Raw genomic sequence first — 20,088 nt, forward strand, 5'->3', positions numbered from 1 at the left:
GGAGGAATCAGGCGGGCAGGTCGATCAGCGGTGCGAGGGCCGCGCGATGCCGCCCAGGACTGCCCAAGGCGATCTCGTCGCTCTTCGCGCGCTTCAGGTACAGGTGCGCGGGGTGCTCCCAGGTCATGCCGATCCCGCCGTGTAGCTGGATCGCCTCTTCGGCGGCGTGGACGGCGATGGGGGAGTTGCGCGCCTGCGCCACCGCGACGGCGATCGCGATGTCGTCGCCGGAAGCCAGGCAGTCGGCGGCGTAGCGCGCGGTCGCCCTGGCGTTCACCAGATCCGTGTACAGGTTCGCCAGCCGGTGCTTCAGCGACTGGAAGGACCCGACCTGACGCCCGAACTGGTAGCGCTCCTTGAGGTACCGCACCGTTTCGGTCAGCGCCCATTCGGCGATCCCGAGTTGTTCCGAAGCGAGCAGTCCCGCCGCGGTCAGGAGTGCCGTGTTCAGCGCGGACTCCGCCGTCGAGGAGCTTGCGACCTGCTTCGCGGCCACGTTCTCCAAGGTGACGTCGGCGATGCGCCGCGTCAGGTCCAGCGAAATCGCCTCGGTGACCGTCACTCCCGCCGAAGCCGCGTCGACCGTGAAGAGGCCGGGACCATCGGGCCCGACCGCCGGGACGACGATCAGTTCGGCCACCGAGGCGTCGACGACGCTGCGGACCTGGCCGCTGAGCGTGCCGTCCGCGGCGGCGGTGACCGTCGAGGGGAACTCGGCACCGGGCGCGGTCGACAGGGGTACGGCCAGCGCGCCGACGAGCGCGCCCGCGGCCAGTTTCCCGAGCTTTTCCACCACTTCCGCCTGCGCAGTGTCGGTGGCCAGCAGGGCCGACGTCGCCAGCACGGCACTGCCGAGATAGGGGACGGGGGCGACGCTGCGCCCGAGTTCCTCCATCACGACGGCGACTTCACGCGCCGAAGCGCCGTGCCCGCCCAGCGCCTCCGGCACGGCGAGGCCCGCCGCGCCGAGGTCGGCGGCGAGCGTGCGCCACAACGTCAGGTCGTACGGTTCCGCCGTCTCGGTCCTGGCGATCAGGGCCGCCGGTTCGGCGCGATCCTTGAACAGGTCGCGGACGCTGGCACGAAGGTCCTCTTCGACCTCGGAATACAACAGGTCGCTCATCGGGGCAGGTCCTTCCAGGCGACGTCCTTGTCGATCCGCGGCTCGGACGGCAGTCCCAGCACGCGTTCGGCGATGATGTTGCGCAGGACCTCCGAGGTGCCGCCCTCGATCGAGTTCCCCTTCGCGCGCAGATAGCGGTAACCGGCTTCGCGGCCGAGGAAGTTCACGCCGTCGGGACGACGCATCGTCCAGTCGTCGTAGCGCAGGCCTTCGTCGCCGAGCAGTTCGATCTCCAGCCCGGACGCGGCCTGGTTCAGCTCGGAGAACGCGACCTTGACCGCCGAACCCTCCGGGCCGGGTGCTCCGGCGGCGAGTTGCTGCCGCAGCCGCGAACTCACCAGGCGCAGGCTTTCGCCCTCCACCCACAGTTTCAGCAGGCGGTCGTGCAGTTCGGACGTCCGCAGCTCCGGGCGCTCACGCCAGGTTTCCGCGACGACGCCGACCATGCCGCCGTCACGCGGGAACTCGGCTCCGCCGATGGCGACGCGCTCGTTCATCAACGTGGTCTGCGCGACCTTCCAACCCTCGCCGACCGCGCCGAGGCGGTGCGCGTCGGGGATCCGGACCTCGCTGAGGAAGACCTCGTTGAACTCGGCCTCGCCGGTGATCTGGCGCAGCGGCCGGACCTCCACCCCCGGCGCGGTCATGTCGCAGACGAAGTACGTCATGCCGCGGTGCTTCGGCACGTCGGGGTCGGTGCGGGTGACCAGGATGGCCCACTGCGACTTGTGCGCGCCCGACGTCCACACCTTCTGGCCGGTGACCACCCAGTCGTCGCCGTCGCGCACCGCGCGGGTGCCCAGCGCGGCTAGGTCGGAGCCGGCGCCTGGCTCACTGAACAGCTGGCACCACACCTCCCGCTCGGTCCACAGTGGACGCAGGAAGCGCTGATGCTGCTCGGAGGTGCCGAAGGCGAGAATGGTCGGCGCGGCCATGCCGAGGCCGATCCCGATCCGCCGTTTGTCGTTGTCCGGGGCGCCCGCAGCCGCGAGCTCCTTGTCCACGACGGACTGCAACGAACGCGGCGCGTTCAGGCCGCCCAGGCCCTCGGGGAAGTGGATCCACGCCAGCCCGGCGTCGAACCGCGCGTCGAGGAAGTCCTGCCGTGGCGTGCTTTCCGGCGGGTACGCGGCCAGCAGATCGGCCACGCGCTGTTTGAGGTCCTGTGGGGTAGTCACTTCTTGGCCTCCGTGCGGTACTTCTTCAGTTCACGGTGCGCCAGCGAACGCTTGTGCACCTCGTCCGGGCCGTCGGCCAGCCGCAGTGTCCGCACCTGCGCCCACATCTCGGCGACCGGGAAGTCCTGGCTGACGCCGCCCGCGCCGAACAGCTGCACGGCCTTGTCGAGGATCCATTCGACGGTGATCGGTGTGGAGATCTTGATGGCCTGGATTTCGGTGTGGGCGCCTTGGTTGCCGACGGTGTCCATCAGCCACGCGGTTTTGAGTACCAGCAGCCGCTGCTGCTCGATCTTGACCCGTGACTCGGCGATCCAGTCCTGCACCACGCCCTGTTCGGCGATCGGCTTGCCGAAGGTCTCGCGCGAGAGGGCCCGGCGGCACATGAGTTCGAGGGCGCGTTCGGCCATGCCGATGGCGCGCATGCAGTGGTGGATCCGCCCCGGTCCGAGGCGGGCCTGCGCGACCGCGAACCCGTCGCCCTCACCGGCGATGAGGTTCTCCGCCGGCACGCGGGCGTCCTCGAAGGTCACTTCGGCGTGGCCGCCGTGGTCGCCGTCGGTGTAGCCGAACACGTGCATGCCGCGTTTGACGGTCATGCCGGGGGTGTCGCGGGGGACCAGGATCATGCTCTGCTGCTTGTGCGGGGGTGCGTCCGGGTCGGTTTTGCCCATCACGATGAAGATCTTGCAGTTCGGGTTCATCGCGCCGGAGATGTACCACTTGCGGCCGTTGATGACGTACTGGTCGCCGTCGCGCCGGATGCTGGTGGCGATGTTGCGCGCGTCGGAGGAGGCGACGTCGGGCTCGGTCATCGCGAACGCGGACCGGATCTCGCCGTCCAGCAACGGCTGGAGCCACTGCTTCTTCTGCTGTTCGGTGCCGAACATGGTGAGGACTTCCATGTTCCCGGTGTCCGGGGCAGCGCAGTTCAGCGCGGTCGGCGCGAGCCGGAGGCTGCGGCCGGTGATCTCGGCCAGCGGCGCGTACTGCAGGTTCGTCAACCCGGCGCCGTGGTCACCGGGGAGGAAGAAGTTCCACAGCCCGCGTTTCCGGGCCTCGGCCTTGAGCTCTTCGACGATCGGCGGCTGCGACCATTCACTGTCGCGCTCGGCCAGCTGAGCCTCGAAGACGGCCTCGGCCGGGTAGATGTGCGAGTCCATGAACTCCAGGAGTTTCCCCCGCAGTTCCTCGGTTTTCGCGTCGAAGGCGAAGTCCATCTCTATCCCTCTTCCTTGAGAGTCTCATTGCCGTGCGCGATCAGGGGGACGACGCCCGCGCCGATGCCGTCGAACCCGGCGCCGACGGTCTGGCCCTTGCTGTAGCGGAGGTGGATGCCTTCCAGGATCACCGCGAGTTTGAAGAAGGCGAAGCCCACGTACCAGTTGAGCCGGGAGACGTCGCGGCCCGAGCGCTCGGCGTACCGGGCGATGACCTCGTCGTTGCGCGGATACCCCGGCGCGGAACTGGCGTTGGACACGAACTGCAGTGACACCTTGTCCCGCTCGGCGTAGGCCACCAGCAGCGCGAGGTCGGTCAGCGGGTCTCCCAGGGTGGACATCTCCCAGTCCAGCACGGCGGTGATCCGGTCGTCGGCGTTCACCAGCACGTTGTCGAGCCGGTAGTCACCGTGGACGATCGACGGCCTGCCCGAAACCGGCACGGTCGAGGCGAGCCGCTCATGCAGTTCGTCGACGCCGGGGAGGTCGCGGCTGCGGTTGCCGTCGAGCTGCTTCTTCCAGCGCCGCAACTGGCGTTCGAGGAAGCCCTCCGGACGGCCGAAATCGCCCAGCCCCACCGATTCCGGATCGACAGCGTGCAGCTCGACCAGCGTGTCGACCAGTTCGTCCGCGATGGCCTTCGTCCTGGCCGGTCCCAGCGCGGCCAGCTCGGTGTCCGAGCGGAAGGGCGTGCCCTCGACGAACTCCATCACGTAGAACCGCGAGCCGATGACGTCGGTGTCCTCGCACAGCAGCACGGTTTCCGGCACCGGGACGGCCGTGCCGTGCAGGCCGGAGATCACCCGGAACTCGCGGCCCATGTCGTGCGCGGTCGGCAGGACGTGGCCCAGCGGCGGGCGGCGGACCACCCAGCGGGACCGGCCGTCGCCCACGATGTAGGTGAGGTTGGACCGGCCCCCTTCCACGACCTGGCCGCTCAGGTCGCCCTCGACGAGACCCGGCCGGTGCTCGTCCAGATGGGACTTGAGCCTGGCCAGGTCGAGGCCCGGCAGGTCGGACTGGTTCATCGTGCCTCCAGCGTCTCGCTTTCCGGTTACAGTACCGACCAGTCGGTATGTCGGGTAGGGGAGGTCCGGCGAGGTGCCGGAGGTCACTTCCTCAGGCGATCAGCCGGACGACCATCTCCGCGACACACGCCGGTTTGGGCTCGCCGTCGATCTCGATCGTCCACCGGACGATGGCCTGCTTGCCACCGGTGACGTCGGTGACCTCGACCAGTTCGGCGCCCGCCCTGATCTTCGATCCCACCTTCACCGGCTGGGGGAAGCGGACCTTGTTGAGGCCGTAGTTGATGCCCATCTTGAGCCCGTGGACCCGGTAGAGCTTCCCGACGAAGCCCGAAATGAGCGACAGCGTCAGGAAACCGTGGGCGATCGGCGCCCCGAACGGGCCCGCGGCCGCCTTCTCGACGTCGACGTGGATCCACTGGTGGTCGTCGGTGGCGTCGGCGAAGAGGTTCACCCGTTCCTGGGTGAGCGTCAGCCATTCGCTGTAGCCGAAGTGCTCGCCGACGGCGTTCTCGAACTCCTGCAGGGAGGCGAATTCGCGCATGACTCAGTCCTTCGGTCCGCCGGCGACGTAGATGACCTGCCCGGAGATGAATCCGGCGCCGTCGCTCACCAGGAACGACGCGAGGTTGGCGATGTCGTCGGGCGTGCCGACGCGCTGGACCGGGATCTGCGACGCGGCCGCGGCCTTGAAGTCCTCGAACGACATGCCGATCCGCTCGGCGGTCGCCGCGGTCATGTCGGTGGCGATGAAGCCGGGGGCGATGGCGTTCGCGGTGACGTTGAACTTGCCCAGTTCGATCGCGAGGGTCTTGGTGAAGCCCTGCATGCCCGCCTTCGCCGCGGAGTAGTTGACCTGCCCGCGGTTGCCCAGCGCCGAAGTGCTGGACAGGTTGACGATGCGGCCCCACTTCTCCTGCGTCTGGTACTTCTGCACCTCACGGGTCATCAGGAACGACCCCTTCAGGTGAACGCCCAGCACCGAGTCCCAGTCCTGCTCGGTCATCTTGAACAGCAGGTTGTCGCGGGTGATGCCGGCGTTGTTGATCAGCACGGTCGGCGCGCCGAGTTCCTCGGCCACCCGGGTCACCGCCGCCTCGACCTGCGCGGCGTCGTTGACGTCCAGTGCGACACCGACGGCCTTGCCGCCCTCGGCGACGATCTCCTCGGCTCCCTGCTTGACGCCCGCTTCGTCGAGGTCCAGCAGGCCGACGGCGAACCCGTCGGAAGCGAGGCGCTTGGCCACGGCCGCGCCGATGCCTCGGCCTGCTCCGGTGACGATCGCTACGCGGGAGGGGTGTTCGGTCACGGGTCTGCTCCTCGTCGTCGAGTTGAAGTGAAAGGGAGTCTGCCGTACTAAGCGGTCGGTCTGTAGACATGCGGGGGATTAGCCCGCATGTGACCGTAATCACGGCGTGCCCGAACGGCTATTCCGGGTGACCTGATCGGCCCCGACGTATAGCGCTCCCACCTGCACTTCCGAAAGCCTCGGCGCACCGATACGAGTGCAAACGGAGGTGCCACATGCGCCGAAGAGCCCATGTCCTGGCCGGTCTGCTCCTGGTGACCATGCTCGGGGTGACCAGCGCACAGACCGCGCAGGCCGCTTCCGACCCGGCACCGCCGGAGAACGCGGCGATGCCGGGGCCTCGCACCCTCACGCTGATCACCGGCGACCGGATCACCGTGCAGGAGCGTCAGGGGGACGTGCCCGCGCTCTCGGTGCAGCCGGGACCCGGCCGGGAACGGATGGGATTCCAGCGCAGCCAGGACAAGAACGGCTGGTCGGTCTTCCCCGCCGACGCCCTCCCGCTGGTGGCGAAGGGCGTGCTGGACGAGCGGCTGTTCCGGATCGACCGGTTGCTCGCCGACGGCTACGACGACGGCGCGCGGCCGACCCTGCCGCTGATCGTGCAGCAGGACGGCGCGGTGGCCGGCGCGGGCGCGACCGCGGTGCGGCGGCTGGACAGTATCGGCGCGACCGCGTTCGCCCAGCCCAAGGACCGCGCGGGGGAGTTCTGGTCGGCCTTGACCGGTCCGAGCGCGGCTTCGGTGCGGAAGGTGTGGCTGGACCGGAAGGTCAAGGCGAATCTCGACCGCAGTGTGCCCCAGATCGGTGCGCCCGAGGCGTGGCGGAGCGGGTTCACCGGCAAGAACGTCAAGGTCGCGGTGCTGGACACCGGTGTCGACGGCAAGCATCCGGATCTGGCGGGCAAGGTGGTCGCGGCCAAGGACTTCTCAGGTGGCGGGGACCCCACTGACCGGCACGGTCACGGCACCCACGTCGCCTCGACGATCCTGGGCTCCGGCACGGCTTCCGCCGGGCGGCTCAAGGGTGTCGCTCCCGACGCCGGGCTGCTCGCGGCCAAGGTGCTCGGGGACGACGGCAGCGGCGGCTGGTCGGAGATCATCAGCGGCATGGAGTGGGCCGTCGCCGAGGGCGCCAAGGTGATCAACCTGAGCCTCGGCGGCGATGACACCGAGGATGTCGATCCTCTCGAGGCGGCGGTGAACCGTCTCACCAAGGACAACGGCGTGCTGTTCGTGATCGCCGCAGGCAACGACGGGGACCGCGGAGCGGGCACGGTGGGCTCACCGGGCAGCGCCGACGCGGCCCTCACCGTCGGCGCGGTGGACCGGGCCGACGCGCTGGCGTCGTTCTCCGGCAAGGGACCGCGACGAGGGGACAACGCGGTCAAGCCGGAGATCACCGCGCCGGGCGTGGGGATCGTCGCGGCGAAGGCGGGTGGCGACTATCAGCCGATGTCGGGCACCTCGATGGCGACGCCACATGTCGCCGGAGCGGCGGCGCTGCTCGTCCAGCAGCACCCCGACTGGCGTCCCGAGCAGATCAAGGCCGGGCTCACGAGTACCGCGAAACCGGCCGAAGGGCCGACCGTCTTCCAACAGGGAGCGGGCCGGACCGACCTCGCCAAGGCGGTCGAGCAGCGGGTGCACGCCGACGTCACCACGGTGGCCTTCGGCACCGTCCCGGCGGCCGACCCGAAACCGCTGACCCGCGAGCTCACCTACCGCAACAGCGGTGACCGGCCCGTCGATCTCGACTTGCGGCTGGACGTCCGCGACGAGAACGGGAAAGCGGCGGCCGACGGCCTGTTCACGGTGGACCGGCCGAAGGTCACGGTGCCGGCGGGCGGGACCGCGACGGCGGCGATCACGGTGAACCCCGGGCAGAAGCCCCGCGCTGCCTACGGCGGCACCCTGCTCGCCACCTCCGCCGATGGTGTCGAGGTACGCAGCCTGATCGGCGCGGACCTGCAGCGTGAGGTCTTTTCGGCCGACGTCAAGCTTTTCGACCGCAAGGGCAACGGCCCCGGTCCGCAGGGGCCGAGCGGCTTGCTGATCGTGACCAATTTGGACAGTGGCGACATGAAGATCTTCGTCGCGCAGGAAGGCGGAGGTCCGATCCGGTTGCCGCAGGGCCGGTACCTGTTCGTCTCGGAGATCTCCGAGTCGCCGGGGTCGAGTTTGGTCGCGGAACCGGGTTTCGTGCTCGATCGGGACCGGGAAGTCGTGCTGGACGGGCGATTGGCGAAACCCGTGACGGTGCGGACCGATCGCCGGGACGCCAGTTCGAACGGTCAGATCGTCGCCTTCACCGAACAGATCGCGGGCCGGGGGGTCACGAGCCATTCGTGGTACCAGCCGAGGCTCTTCCACGACGTCCAGTACTCCTACGTCGCCCCCACCCGTACTAACGTGCCCGACTTCGACTTCCTCGTCACGACCATGCTGAGCAAGCAGACCGGCGAAGGCAGGTCGGAGAACAGCCCCTACCTCTACAACCTGCAATTCCCCAGCAACGGCAGGGTTCCCGACGTCTCCGCCTACCGGGTGCGTGACCACGAACTGGCCAAGGTGAACGCCGGCTACGCCAGTACCGGCAAGCAATGGGGCAACCTGCACGTGCTGCCGTCGCCCTACGACAACGAAGTCGCCCTCGGCAACGCCTGGTTCCTCACCGCCCAGGCCCAGCTGCCCTCGACGCGGGAAGAGTTCTACAGCACTGGGAAGGTCCGGTGGCTGAAGCGGCTCTTCGTGGACCGGCTCGGTACCAACGGAACTTGGAGCGACACCGAGGAAACGGCGGCAGGCGTCGAGTACCGGGCGGGCCAGCGCTCCCGGGAGGACTGGAACCGCGCGGTCGTCGGCCCGACGCTGGCGAAGCTGACCAAAACGGTGCGCGACGGGGACACCCTCAGTCTCCTGTTCCCGCTGCTCGCGGCCAGTGGTGACCACGTCAGCCTGTCGGCGGTGGAGGGCACCACCCGGCTCGTGCGGGACGGCAAGGAGATCGGTTCCGTGCCCAGGGTGCCGGGCCACCTCTGGCCGAACAACGGCCCGGTGACCTTCACCGTGCCGCCGGAAGCGGGCGAGTACACGCTGACCATCGACGCGAAACGGCCGGAAGGCGCCAACGCCGAACTGTCCGCCAACGTGGTCACGTCATGGAAGTTCCGCTCGCAACGGGCGGCGGGCGAGAAGCCGCTTCCGCTGATGGCGCTGAGGGCCACTCCGTCGCTCGGCTCGGCCAACGACGCCTGGCGTCTGCTGCCGCTCGCCGTGCCGATCGAGGTCCAGCGCCCCGCCGGGGTGACGGGCACCGTCCGGCAGGTCACCGCCGAGGCCTCCTTCGACGGGGGCAAGAGCTGGCATCGGCAGCCCGTCGTCGGAAGCGGTGAGCACCGGCAGGCCTTCGTCGTGGCGCCGCTGTTCAGTTCGTCGCCCTTCGTCTCGTTGCGGTTGTCCGCGACGGATTCGGGCGGTGGTTCGGTGACGCAGACGATCATCAACGCCTACCGCCTGCGGTAAGCGACACCAGCTCGTGAGTGGCGATTCGGGTGGACCGGTATTTGCCTGCCCACTGGATCCTGATGTCATCTCGGTGGCTTGTAGCGCTTGTTCTGGATGCCGATGTGGGCGAGTGGGGAGGATTTGAGACGTTCAACGTCCCAAATCTTCCCCACTCGGCTGCCGTCCGCGAGACCACGGTCTTGATCAACGGAGGATCGGGGACGTTGAGTGTCCCCGATCCTCCGTTGATCAAGTACCAATCCTCCACACTCGAACCTGTCGCGGTGAGATTCCGGTGTCATCGAGCTCCGAGACCGGACCGACCCCCTCGACTACCGCACCACACCTTCGCCCTGGTCACGCATAGCTAGGCAAACACCGGCCCGCTCTAACGGTCCTCACCACTCACGAGCGTGTTCAGCCTGCGCGCCTGCCCAGGACCTCGGTGATCAGCTTCGGCAGCTCGCCGCCGTGCCACGAACTGGGCGAGAACCGCTCCTGCGCGATCCCCTCCCAAAGCTCGGTCGTCTCACCGTCGTCCAGCGAGACGCCCTCCTCGCGGGGCACGAGAGTGCCGATCTCCTGCGCCGCGACGCCTTCCCCCGCAAGGGTTTTCTTGGCCAGCTCGACGTCTTGCGGCCGGACGGCGACCACGAGCGTCCAGTCGCCCCAAGCCTGCGCGAGCTCGAACCGGCCGAGTCCCGACTGCTTGCAGACGTCGACGAGCGCCTCGTCCAGATGGATGTCCGTCGTGACGCGCGCGCCGAGGCCGTTGGCGCCGCAAAGGGACCGCACGGTCGGGAAAAGCCCGTCGGACACGTCCATCGCCGCGCGTGCCAGCCCTGCCGTGGCGAGCGTCCTCCCGGCGGTCACCTGCGCCATCGGGCGGCAGGCACGTTTCCGGATTTCGGCGACGAAGGACTCGGGAAGCCGCGCCTGCTCTTCGACGAGCAACGCGTACGACCAGAGGTAGCCGGGCGAACCGACCAGCAGCAGCCGATCGCCGACTTCCGCGCCCGCGCGCCCGAGCCTGCTCCCGGGGACGCACCGGCCGATCGCGGTCGCGGTGAGCTGCCGGACCGGGCCGTCCCGGAGATCGCCGCCGACGACCTTGGTCCCGTGCATCGCGGTGCAGTCGTCCACGCCGTCGAGCAGCCGCCGGAACTCGCCCGCTGTGGTGGTCTTCGGCAGCGTGTAGTTGACGACCAGCCCGAGCGGGGTGGCGCCGGCCGCCGCGAGATCGGACAGGTTGATCGTCGCGAGCAGCCAGCCCGCGTGATACGGATCCGTTTCACCCAGGATGGTGACCAGCGGGGTGGGGCAGCTGTCCGTGGTGGCGACCAGTTCGCCGCGAAGCCCTTCCGAGGCGTCGAGGACGGCGCAGTCGTCACCGAATCCGCGGACACCGCCGTAGCGCGGCCGCAGGAGGTGCTCCAGGATCGCGTGCTCGCCGAGGTCGCCGAGGCGGACGTGGTCGCCGACGGGCGAGAGGTCAGTTACGCCCGACATGATCCGCCAATCGGGACGGGGCCACGGAGTGGTCGCTGGAGTAGTTGTGCGGCAGCGTGCCGTAGGGCTGGTCGCTGCCGGTGGTGGCGAACAGCATGAGGTTGCAGATCCGCGTGCCGGGGTGCAGGAGTACCGGATGCCGCAGGTGGTTCACGATCTCCAGGGTCAGCACGGCGCCCTTCTCGCGGCCGAAACCGGGACTGACCTGACCGCACAGGACGACGCTGATGCCGAGCCGCGCGTAGTCGCTCGTACCGTCGACGAGCCCGGCGAGTCTCTCCGAGAGCCCGATTTTCTCCAGTGTCGGCGCGAGAACGACTTCGCCGGGTTCGATGCGCAGCCTGCCGTCGGCGTCGAGTTCCTTCTTCCGGAGGTCCGGATAGGTGCTCCGGTCGGCGATGTCGACGGTGCCGGTGGAGTCCAGCGCGAACGCCTCGTCGCCGAGCCGCAGGCTGATCGCGGCGGGCCGGACGAGGTCCGGTTCGAACGGGGTGACGGTGAGTTCCCCGGTCCGGTGCGCGCGTTTGATCGCCTTGTCGGTCAGCACCCCGCGGCGATGGACGGGCCAGGTCAACGGCATGACGCCACCGCTTTCGCGACGGAACCGACGAGCAGCCGGAAATCGGTTTCGGTCAGTTCGCCGTTGGGCTGGTCTTCGGTCTGGCCGGGTTCGCAGTAGACGACGGTCGTGCTGGTGCGATGCGGGCCCTGGATCACCACCGTCGCGGTCAATCCCGCGTCGATCGGCCGGACGGTGTGCACGATCGCGGTGTCGCACGAGTAGACGTCGCCGCGCCGGACGCTCGGGGTGTTCTCCACCTCGAGGCGGGCTTCGCCGTCCGCGAGCAAGGCGGCCGGGTTCGTCGGATCGGCACCGTAGCGGTACCGGTCGTGCGTCTTGCCGCCTTCGGTGGTTTCGCGGAACTCGGCCATGTGCAGGCCTTCCCCGGCGATGATGGTCGAGGCGAATTCCCACCGGTGGCTGTGCGGATTGGATTCGCCGCGCGACGGTTCCGCGGATTCCGGCCAGACGTGGAGCCGGATCCGGAAATCGGCGGAGGCGTGGAGCACCATTTTGGCGAACCCGTTGGGGTGCCAGTAGGAACGCTTCGCCGCGGCTCGGACGGCTTCTTCGTCATCGAGGATTTCTTCGAGCCACGAAAGGAAAGTACCGGGAGCGTCCTGGATCCGGTGCGCCACCGAGCGCAGCCAGGGCAGGTCCGCGTCGCCGTCGCCGGGTCGTGTGCCGGTGACACCGCGGAGGAACGCGGGCGGAGTGTCGATCATCAAGTACCTGGGGTTCCTGGAGGACTGAGCGGGGGCGCGGCGACGGCGAGCGCGGCCGCGCGGAGGGAGGTGACGGCGTCGAGCGTCTGCCAGATGGGTAGATCCCCGCTTCCCCAGGCCCACAGCCCTTGTTCGGCGTCATAGCGCTCCCAGAGGGTTCCGAGCGCCCGGTTGAGCCGGGGGAGTGGCAGGAGCGGGGCGGTGGCGAGTGCTTGGACGACCCAGGCGGCGGTGAAGTGCCGGATGATGATCCGGGTGGTTCCTTCACCGTCGGGGCGGGGCCTCTCGAGATCTTCGGCCACGCCGTCGTCCGAGTGCGACCGTTCGATGAGCCATTGTGTGGCTTCGTCGGCGGCGTCCCGGACGTCGTTGCGATCTTCACGGCTGCGCAGAACGTCCCGGAGGGCGACGACCGATCGCGCGGTGTGGACCACCGAAGCCTCCGGGGCGACGAGGCCTGCTTCGTTCTTCTCCGGCCACAGCTGTGAGCCGTCGAAGTCGAGCCGGGCCGCCAGGAGGGCGTCGATCAGCCGGTCGGTCAGCGGGGCGTCCGGCCGCAGCCGGACCGCCGTGTGCAAGACGGCGGACAACAGGTACGGACGGGTCCTGCTGTACGGGTCGAGTGACCCCTCGAGCAGGCCCAGCCCTTCGTCGGCGGACATGGTGCTGGTGCGGAACAGCGCGTCCACCACCGACGCGGTGGTCTCCGGCCGCTTGCCGCCCGAGCGGCCCCGCCAGCCGTGCTCCGACTGCAGTGCGTAGAGATCTTCGGCGAGCGTATGTAGGTCGATGTAGGGATCGCCTACCACGAGCATCGCGTTGATCCCGTACGCGGTGCTCAGCGCCTTCGGGCCGGTGTTCTTCTGCAGGTTGTGCCGCCAGCCCAGCGGATTTCCGTCCTCGTCGCGGATCAGGTGCCCGGCGAGTCTGGCGCCGACGGTGTGGAAGACCTGCAACAGCGAACGGGACGTGTCCACGGCGCCCGCTTCGCCGATCGCGGGCGGGGTGTGGTCCTGGGGTGATCGGGCCCTTTCCACCAGCGTGACCAGCGCGTTCGCGGCACGGAAGTGGTCGTCGAGCTGGCGGGCGTTGTGCGCGGACGGCAGGTACTTGCCGGTCTCCCACTGGGTCAGGTTCGCCCGGGTGACCCCGATGACCCTGGCGGTCTCCGCCTGCGTTTCGCCCGTGGCCTTGCGCAACCTTCGCAGCTCACGGCCGACACCCGACGCGGTAACGGTTTCCGTATCAGGGCTTACCGGCTGGTCCCCAGCCGATGTAGGCTTCATGTAGGCACTAGACACGGGCTTACCTACCCCTGGTAGGCAATGTAGGGCGGTGACTGAACGTGCACACAACGGCGAGAGTACAGCAAGCGAATCGGACCGTGATGGCGCCTTGGTCAACGTCGTGTCACAACGTGCGAAATGCCGCACCGGGACCCGTTCTGCCAGGTCCCGGCGTTCGTGACCCACCCGGCGACCAGGGCCGGTATGACCCGGGCGCGACCGGAAAGCGGATGCTGTCAGCCATCTGAATGTGACGCTGCGCATCCGAACCGGCTCGAGCCGTCTGCGGGCCACACGAATGCCGTAGTAGGCGTCGTGTGTGCCGACCCGAGTCCGCGCTTCGCAGCATCGGGGGTGAACCCCATGACCCACCACGAGAACCACACGTCAGCATCCCGAACTTGGTTCGATCGACTTGCCGATCGCTTCCACGAATGGCTTTTCGCGACCGGCGAAGACGCCAGAGCCGCCGAGCGCGGCTGGCAGGTGACCCGCGTACCGAAAAGCAGGCGACGCGTCTATCGCGACCCTCGCTGGGACACCGTGCACGCGTGCGAACCGTGCGGGGGCACGGGGTGGTGGCCCTACGAGGACGCCGTTTGCCCGGACTGCGCCGGCGTCGGTGTCGTCCGCTCCATTCCCGCGGCGGCGGTGGCCGCCGAGCACACCGCCGGACGGACAGGAGGAAGGTCATGAACCGTTGGCAGGAACCACAGGCGATCGCCGAACTGGCCAGAGAGGTCACGGTGGTCAGGAGGCCCAACCCGTTCACCGCCCTCTATCACTGGCGGTACGAGATCGGCGCGCTGATCGTCGTCCCGTACGCGCTGTTCTCCCTGTTCCAGGCCGTCGGCCCGATCTGGGCCGCGGTCGTGCTGTTCGGCGTCGTCAACTGGCTGTTCTACTGGAAATCGGCGCGACGCTTCGTTCGTGACCGGCTCCGGTCGGTCGTCGTGCAGCACCGGTTGCGGACCGGGTTCGCCCGGGCGCGGGTGTGCACGCTCGACGGCAAGCTGCCGGTGATCCTGTGGACCAAACCGAGGGGCGACGAAGTCGAGGTCACCCTGTTCTGCCCGGCGGGGGTCGGCTACGAGCGCATCGAGCAGCGGCGGGCGCTCCTCGCCGCGGCGTGCTTCGCCACCGACGTCCATGTGTACCGCCATCACAAGCGGGCCAACGTGGTGCACCTTTCGGTCTGCACGGCGCGGTTGCGCAAGGACGCGGACGAGGACGGCTTCGAGCTCACGCCCGGTCTGCCGCCCGCGCGACGATATGCCGGGCAAGCGGCCGATGTCGCCATTCCCCTGCCGGGGCACGTCGCAGGAATTCCTCGCGCAGCGCGGCGATGAACGCTTCACCGCGCGCGTTCGCCAGCGGCCGCATCGGGCCGGAGCGGGTGTGCGCGGTGAAGAACGTGTCCGCGTCCGGATGGACCATCGGGAACGACAACGGCTCGTCCCGTTCGAGCACGGCGTCCTCCAGCGCGGGTAAGAGCCGGTCTTCCCAGGAACGTTCCCCGGCGGGGACGTGCTCCCGCAGGACGTCGGACAGCACCGTGAACGGCCCGCCCGGCTCGGTGCTGTGCGGCCAGTAGACGACCGAAAGCCATCCGCCCGGCCTCAGCGCGCCGGCCCAGGATCGGAGCGCTGCGTCGGGTTCGGGAAGTTGCTGCAGGCCGAAGACCGATACGACGGCCGCGGCCGTGAGGTCGAGTGCCGAGGCGTCGCCTTCGACGACGCGCACGAGCGGGTTGCCCGCCGCCCGCCGCCGGGCCAGCGCGGCCATGCCCGCAGACAGGTCGATACCGATGATTTCGCGGCCCGGCAGCCGTTCGGTGAGCAGGTCCAGTTCCGGGAAGGTCCCGCAGCAGGGGACGAGAACGGGGCCGTCGGGCAAGGCCTGGGGGAGGGCCCGTACCGCTGCGGCGACCCAGGGCGCGAACCGGGGGACGTAGTAGGCCTCGTACCCCTCGGCGGCTTCGTCCCATCCCCTGGCGAGGCCTCCGGTGGTCAGGACGCGACCTGCAAGGTCTCGGGCTCGGTGGCGACCACCCGGGCCGGGATCAGGAGCGACGCCAGCGCGATCAGCCCGGTCAGCGCCATCGCGCGTTCGACCAGCCCCAGCGGGATCGCCTGCCACCACGGCCTGCCGCCGTTCATCGACACCACGATCGCGCCGAGGATCACGCCGAACCAGGCCAGCGCCGCCACCGCGAGCACCCGCGTCACCGCGCGGCGCGCTGGGGAGGACGGGAAGACGGCCTTCGCGGCGAACCACACGGCCAGCGGCAGGCAGACGAAGGCCACCACGCTCGCGATCCGGTGCACGGTCCCGCCTGCGCTCGGCCCGATCGCCCAGTTGTTCTTGGGGAACGCCACGATCACCACCAGGCTCAACGTCCAGAGCGCGCAGAAGACCGACGCCGCGGACAGCGCCGGAAGGTGCCTGCGGCGGATCAGCGCGCCGAAGCCGATCGCCGAACCGAACGCGACCAGCAGGACCGCGACGTCGAAGATCCACTTGTTCTCGCTCAGCGCGTATTCGCTGATGGTGCGGCGGACCGGGCTGATGCCGCTGGTGGCGGGGAGGACCTGCAACAGCAGGATCAGCAGCGCGCCACCGGCGACCGAGACCACGGCGGCGAACAGGGCCAGCGGGGATCTGGCGGTGACCTGGGACGTCGTCATGGTTGAAAGGTAACCACCCAACCTGAAGGTTTTCTTAGGCCGACCTGTCGGAATCGACAGGAAAGTCCCATTCTACGGCGCACGTGATGGTGATCGTTCCGGCACGGTCGGTGAGATCGTTGGGCCGAAAGGGGTGCAGGCGACTTGTGGCGGGTCCCTCAGGTGGGGTCCCGGGTCTAGGGTCTCGCTACCGGTGACCTCACCCGGTCACCGGACTGTCCAAGGAGGTCAGTCTGTGGGGTATTCACCAAACCGGCGAAGAGCGGGATGGACGGCGGCGACACTGGTGCTCGCCGGCACCTTCGTGGCACTTCCGTCGGCCACGACGGCGGGGGCCGCGGACAACGTCGTGCGAGCCAACCAGGCCGTGGCACGGTCCTGTTTCGCCGCGTTGCAGAAGCCGGGTGCGTCCGGCACCGATCGCCGGGAGTTCACGTCCACTGTAGACGGTCTGCTCCAGGCACGCCTCGCGCCGCGTGGCGGCAACGAGGGTGACTGGGACCTCGCCGTCTTCGACAAGGCCACCGGCGCCGTGGTCGCCGCGTCCGCCGCGTTGCGCAGCCACGAGCTCGCCGAAGGCTTCGTGAAGAAGGACCAGAAACTGGTCGTGCAGACCTGCCGGTACGACGGGCAGACACGCGACGCGGTCCTGGGTGTCGACTTCCTCGCGCTCACGCCGCAGGGAACACCGACCGGCGCCGTGCCCCCGCCGCAGCGCGCCGAACTGGTCCGGGTCGAGACCCCGGCCAAGCAGGACAAGGACAAGCTGCTCCGGCTCGGCCTGGACGTCACCGAGAAGGCCGACGCCACCGGCGTCGAGGTCGTCCTCGCCAACGACGCAGACCGGAAGACGCTGGCCGACAACGGCTTCAAGTCCAAGGTCGTCGACGCCGACCTCTCGGCCCGGTCGATCCAGAACGCCAAGACCGACCGTGAGTACGCCGCGAAGACGCCGGGCTCCACGCTGCCGTCCGGGCGCACGAGCTACCGGCACCTCTACGACTACCAGTTCGAGGCCAAGGAACTGGCCCGCAAGAACCCCAAGCTCGTCACGGCGTTCACGCTGCCGCAGCCGACCTGGGAAGGCCGCGACGTCATCGGCCTCGAGATCGCGAGCGACGTCAAGAACATCGCCGACGGCAAGCCCGTCAACTTCACCATGGGCGTGCACCACGCCCGGGAGTGGCCCGCGGGCGAGCACGCCATGGAATGGGCGCACGAACTGGTCAAGGGCTACACCGGCAACAACGCCGAAATCCGCGGCCTGGTCGGCCGGACGCGCAACATCGTCGTGCCGATCGTCAACCCGGACGGCTTCGAAATCTCCCGTGAAGCCGAGCCCAAGGGCGACTTCTCGCGCTTCGACTACGAGATGAAGCGCAAGAACTGCAACGTCAACGACTCGCCCAAGGAGTTCGCGACCGGCGTCTGCAAGGCGAACCCCGGCGGCCGTGAACGCGGCACCGACCCGAACCGCAACTACGCGGGCTTCTGGGGCGGCGCCGGTGCGTCGACCGTGTGGCGCAACGACACCTTCCGCGGGGCAGGGCCGTTCTCCGAGCCGGAGACGCAGAACATCCGCTCGATCGTGTCCAACCGCCAGGTGACCAACCTGATCACGCTGCACACCTTCTCCAACCTGGTGCTGCGTGTCCCGGGTGTCGCCGCCGTCCGCCCGCCGCTCGACGAGCCGGCGTACAAGGCCCTCGGCGACAAGATGGCCTCGCGCAACGGGTACACCAGCCAGCCGTCGTGGGCGCTCTACGACACGACCGGCTCGACCGAGGACTGGTCGTACTGGGCCACCGGTGGCTGGGGCTTCACCTTCGAGATCGGCAACACCGAGTTCCACCCGCCGTTCCAGGCCGGTGTCGTCGCCGAGTACACCGGCGTCGCCCCCGCCGCGGGCGCGGGCAAGGGCGGCAACCGCGGTGCCTTCATCGACATGCTGGCCAACACCGCCGACCCGGCGGCCCACTCGACGCTGATCGGTACGGCGCCGAAGGGTTACCAGCTGAAGCTGCACAAGACGTTCCAGACGCCGACGTCGCCGGTCGTGCAGCCGGACGGTTCGACGAAGCCGCCGATCTACGTGACCGACAACCTGAACTCGTCGCTGTCCTCGACCGGCGGCCGGTTCGCGTGGTCGATCAACCCGTCGACCAGGCCCTACGTCGCGGGCCGCTACGGCCGCGAGCCGCAGGGCCCGGCGCAGGCGAACATCGCGGTGGCGAACCCGGCGGGCGTGCCGGCGATCAACACCAACTACCCGGCCGATCCGGCCTCGGAGAGCTTCACGTTCCACGTGGACGGGCTCCCCAAGGTGGACAACGGGAAGTTCAGCGTCGACGTCAAGTGGGCCAGCCCGGACACCGACTGGGACCTGTACGTCTTCGACGCCGCGGGCAACATGGTGTCGTCGTCGGCGAACGGCGGGACCACGGAGGAGCACGCGACCCTGTTCGACCCGCCCGCCGGGGACTACCGGGCCGTGCTGGTCAACTTCGCCCAGGCCAACCCGTCCACTGTGGACGACTGGACCGGCGGAGTGTCGTTCCAGTCGCCGATCCCGCCGACCTACGGCCCCAAGGAGGCGTACCAGCTGACCTGTACGTCGCCGAAGGGCAAGCTCGTCGGGCTGGCGGACGTCTACATCGACCGCGGCCAGACGGTCGACGTCGGTGAGGTCTGCACCCGTTCCGCGCGCGCCAAGAAAGAGCGCTCGGGCCGGTAGTCTGTCCTGGTAATGGGCTGAAGGGCCCTTTCCCCGCATACGATGCGGGGAAAGGGCCCTTCGTCGCGTAAGACGAGGTGAAGGGCCCCTTCGGCCCCCGGCCCTCAGACGGTGCCGGCCACCCGGTCCCGCACCACCCGCATCGTCGGTGAGTCCACAGTGGACGGCTCCGCCGCCAGCCAGCCGCCGATCTCGTGCAGGAACTGCTCCGGCGTCATCGGCGGCGCGGGGGAGGGATCGTCGTGCTCGGTGGTGATCTCGCCGGTCCGGCTCGGGTACACGATCATCGCCCCGCGCAAGGTGACCCCCGGCAGGATCCGCCGGTACTCGGCGAGGCTTTCGGTCAGCCTGCTCCCGCCGCCGCGGAAGGCACGGCCGTTGCGCAGCAGGCGGTCGTCGTCCCCGGTTTCGTAGTGCCCCGGCAGCCACAGCTTCGATTCGATGAGCACGAGCCGCTTTCCGCACAGCACCGCGTGGTCGACGTCGGCGAACACCGAGTCCGGCCACGAGAGGCCGTGGAAGATGCGGGCGCCGGGCAGGCGAGTCAGATAGCGCTCGAGCAGGTCGGCGGTGAGCCGTTCGGCGAGTTCGTCGGTCTCGGTGCCGGGGGTGCCGAACACGCGCTTCCCGCCGAATTCGGCGGCGAACCGGTTCTTGGCGCGTGAGGCGGCGAGGTAACCGCGAGCGAGCCGTTGCACCAGCAGGGCCGTTCCGGCGGTCAGGATCAGCCAGATGATCAGCGTGGGCGCGGAGAAGCCGACGCCGGTCAGCACCGGCAGCAGGACCAGCACCATCCCGCCGACCGCGGCCACGACCGGGGTGTGGCCGGGGCCGCGCCGCCGTCCGTGGCGCACGCGCTCGTCCTGCGCGGCGAATTCCCACCATTCGAGGTCGTCCGGATCGATCACGACCTGTTCGGGTTCGTAGCCCGGTTCGTCGCCGAAACGACGTCTCGGCCGCGGCCGGATCGGCGCGCGCACGGAGCGCCAGCCCGCGTCGTAGCCCGCGCGCCTCAGCGGATCGCTGAGCGTGTCGTAAGCCTCGCGGACCAGCTGGAACGTGAGCGCGGAACCGCCGGCGTCCGGGTGATGCGACTTCGCCAGCCGCCGGTACGCGGTTTTGATCTCGTTGACCGAGGCGGCCTTGCCCACGCCGAGCACTTCGTAGTAATCGACAGCTGGCACGGGCGGTTCACCTCCAAAGGGCCGGGCCGCAACACTA

The 20,088-nt window shown here is 69.1% G+C and carries 16 protein-coding genes; 3 read left to right on the forward strand and 13 right to left on the reverse strand.

All coding sequences use genetic code 11. From position 1 onward, the window contains the following. Nucleotides 1-7: 7 nt before the first annotated feature. From BKN51_RS07305 to fabG, 6 genes are all read right to left on the reverse strand, one after another. A complete protein-coding gene (locus BKN51_RS07305; RefSeq protein WP_101606888.1) occupies nucleotides 8-1,123 on the reverse strand; it encodes an acyl-CoA dehydrogenase family protein in 1,116 nt (371 codons plus the stop codon). Then, nucleotides 1,120-2,301, reverse strand: coding sequence for an acyl-CoA dehydrogenase family protein (locus BKN51_RS07310; protein WP_101606889.1), 1,182 nt, complete (start codon nucleotides 2,299-2,301; stop codon nucleotides 1,120-1,122). Before BKN51_RS07310 ends, BKN51_RS07305 begins: the two co-directional genes overlap by 4 nt. Continuing rightward, a complete protein-coding gene (locus tag BKN51_RS07315) occupies nucleotides 2,298-3,521 on the reverse strand; it encodes an acyl-CoA dehydrogenase family protein (RefSeq protein WP_101606890.1) in 1,224 nt (407 codons plus the stop codon). The genes BKN51_RS07310 and BKN51_RS07315 overlap by 4 nt, the downstream gene beginning before the upstream one ends. 2 nt (nucleotides 3,522-3,523) lie before the next feature. Next, entirely contained in the window at nucleotides 3,524-4,549 is a 1,026-nt protein-coding gene (locus BKN51_RS07320) for a phosphotransferase family protein (RefSeq protein ID WP_101606891.1), read from the reverse strand. A 91-nt stretch (nucleotides 4,550-4,640) separates the two neighbouring features. Beyond that, nucleotides 4,641-5,093: a MaoC family dehydratase gene (locus tag BKN51_RS07325; RefSeq protein ID WP_101606892.1), complete on the reverse strand. Its 453-nt coding sequence runs from the start codon at nucleotides 5,091-5,093 to the stop codon at nucleotides 4,641-4,643. 3 nt (nucleotides 5,094-5,096) lie between these two features. Beyond that, nucleotides 5,097-5,858 carry a 3-oxoacyl-ACP reductase FabG gene (gene fabG / locus BKN51_RS07330; protein WP_101606893.1) on the reverse strand — a complete coding sequence of 254 codons (762 nt, stop codon included), beginning with the start codon at nucleotides 5,856-5,858 and terminating at the stop codon, nucleotides 5,097-5,099. Between the two features lie 215 nt (nucleotides 5,859-6,073). Here fabG and BKN51_RS07335 point away from each other — a divergent pair, with 215 nt between their 5' ends. Next, the gene (locus BKN51_RS07335) at nucleotides 6,074-9,382 is read left to right on the forward strand and encodes a S8 family peptidase (protein WP_101606894.1); all 3,309 of its coding nucleotides are present in this window, start codon (nucleotides 6,074-6,076) and stop codon (nucleotides 9,380-9,382) included. A 399-nt stretch (nucleotides 9,383-9,781) separates the two neighbouring features. Here the strand turns inward: BKN51_RS07335 and BKN51_RS07340 are convergent, their stop codons facing one another. Genes BKN51_RS07340 through BKN51_RS07355 form a run of 4 tightly spaced genes read right to left on the reverse strand, consistent with a single transcriptional unit; the run spans nucleotide 9,782 to nucleotide 13,446 of the window. Then, a complete protein-coding gene (locus tag BKN51_RS07340; RefSeq protein WP_101606895.1) occupies nucleotides 9,782-10,873 on the reverse strand; it encodes a thiamine-phosphate kinase in 1,092 nt (363 codons plus the stop codon). After that, the gene (gene dcd, locus BKN51_RS07345) at nucleotides 10,857-11,453 is read right to left on the reverse strand and encodes a dCTP deaminase (RefSeq protein WP_101606896.1); all 597 of its coding nucleotides are present in this window, start codon (nucleotides 11,451-11,453) and stop codon (nucleotides 10,857-10,859) included. Before dcd ends, BKN51_RS07340 begins: the two co-directional genes overlap by 17 nt. Next, nucleotides 11,444-12,160 (reverse strand): hypothetical protein, encoded by a 717-nt coding sequence (locus BKN51_RS07350; RefSeq protein WP_101606897.1) that lies wholly within the window; start codon nucleotides 12,158-12,160, stop codon nucleotides 11,444-11,446. Before BKN51_RS07350 ends, dcd begins: the two co-directional genes overlap by 10 nt. Continuing rightward, complete coding sequence (locus BKN51_RS07355; RefSeq protein WP_101606898.1) at nucleotides 12,160-13,446, reverse strand: helix-turn-helix transcriptional regulator; 1,287 nt, start codon at nucleotides 13,444-13,446, stop codon at nucleotides 12,160-12,162. Before BKN51_RS07355 ends, BKN51_RS07350 begins: the two co-directional genes overlap by 1 nt. Nucleotides 13,447-14,138: 692 nt before the next feature. Here BKN51_RS07355 and BKN51_RS07365 point away from each other — a divergent pair. After that, entirely contained in the window at nucleotides 14,139-14,795 is a 657-nt protein-coding gene (locus BKN51_RS07365) for a hypothetical protein (RefSeq protein ID WP_101606900.1), read from the forward strand. Here the strand turns inward: BKN51_RS07365 and BKN51_RS07370 are convergent. Further along, nucleotides 14,689-15,342, reverse strand: a complete 654-nt coding sequence (locus tag BKN51_RS07370) for a class I SAM-dependent methyltransferase (protein ID WP_199193091.1) — start codon at nucleotides 15,340-15,342, stop codon at nucleotides 14,689-14,691. The genes BKN51_RS07365 and BKN51_RS07370 overlap by 107 nt on opposite strands. Nucleotides 15,343-15,455: 113 nt before the next feature. Then, nucleotides 15,456-16,133, reverse strand: a complete 678-nt coding sequence (locus tag BKN51_RS07375; protein WP_101606901.1) for a DUF998 domain-containing protein — start codon at nucleotides 16,131-16,133, stop codon at nucleotides 15,456-15,458. A 235-nt stretch (nucleotides 16,134-16,368) separates the two neighbouring features. On the opposite strand from BKN51_RS07375, the gene BKN51_RS07380 reads away from it, so the two are divergent. Beyond that, entirely contained in the window at nucleotides 16,369-18,867 is a 2,499-nt protein-coding gene (locus BKN51_RS07380) for a M14 family zinc carboxypeptidase (protein ID WP_233224068.1), read from the forward strand. 104 nt (nucleotides 18,868-18,971) lie between these two features. Here the strand turns inward: BKN51_RS07380 and BKN51_RS07385 are convergent, their stop codons facing one another. Further along, nucleotides 18,972-20,051 (reverse strand): J domain-containing protein, encoded by a 1,080-nt coding sequence (locus BKN51_RS07385; RefSeq protein WP_101606903.1) that lies wholly within the window; start codon nucleotides 20,049-20,051, stop codon nucleotides 18,972-18,974. Nucleotides 20,052-20,088 lie beyond the last annotated feature (37 nt).

It is taken from the genome of Amycolatopsis sp. BJA-103, from assembly GCF_002849735.1.
Taxonomy (GTDB): domain Bacteria; phylum Actinomycetota; class Actinomycetes; order Mycobacteriales; family Pseudonocardiaceae; genus Amycolatopsis.

Excerpts from the sequence above, each read along its gene's own strand:
- BKN51_RS07340 (WP_101606895.1), bottom strand. The coding sequence starts at position 10,873 with ATGTCGGGCGTAACTGACCTCTCGCCCGTCGGCGACCACGTCCGCCTC.
- BKN51_RS07325 (WP_101606892.1), bottom strand. The coding sequence starts at position 5,093 with ATGCGCGAATTCGCCTCCCTGCAGGAGTTCGAGAACGCCGTCGGCGAG.
- BKN51_RS07355 (WP_101606898.1), bottom strand. The coding sequence starts at position 13,446 with ATGAAGCCTACATCGGCTGGGGACCAGCCGGTAAGCCCTGATACGGAA.
- BKN51_RS07350 (WP_101606897.1), bottom strand. The coding sequence starts at position 12,160 with ATGATCGACACTCCGCCCGCGTTCCTCCGCGGTGTCACCGGCACACGA.
- BKN51_RS07315 (WP_101606890.1), bottom strand. The coding sequence starts at position 3,521 with ATGGACTTCGCCTTCGACGCGAAAACCGAGGAACTGCGGGGGAAACTC.
- BKN51_RS07320 (WP_101606891.1), bottom strand. The coding sequence starts at position 4,549 with ATGAACCAGTCCGACCTGCCGGGCCTCGACCTGGCCAGGCTCAAGTCC.
- BKN51_RS07305 (WP_101606888.1), bottom strand. The coding sequence starts at position 1,123 with ATGAGCGACCTGTTGTATTCCGAGGTCGAAGAGGACCTTCGTGCCAGC.
- BKN51_RS07335 (WP_101606894.1), top strand. The coding sequence starts at position 6,074 with ATGCGCCGAAGAGCCCATGTCCTGGCCGGTCTGCTCCTGGTGACCATG.
- BKN51_RS07365 (WP_101606900.1), top strand. The coding sequence starts at position 14,139 with ATGAACCGTTGGCAGGAACCACAGGCGATCGCCGAACTGGCCAGAGAG.
- BKN51_RS07375 (WP_101606901.1), bottom strand. The coding sequence starts at position 16,133 with ATGACGACGTCCCAGGTCACCGCCAGATCCCCGCTGGCCCTGTTCGCC.
- dcd (WP_101606896.1), bottom strand. The coding sequence starts at position 11,453 with ATGCCGTTGACCTGGCCCGTCCATCGCCGCGGGGTGCTGACCGACAAG.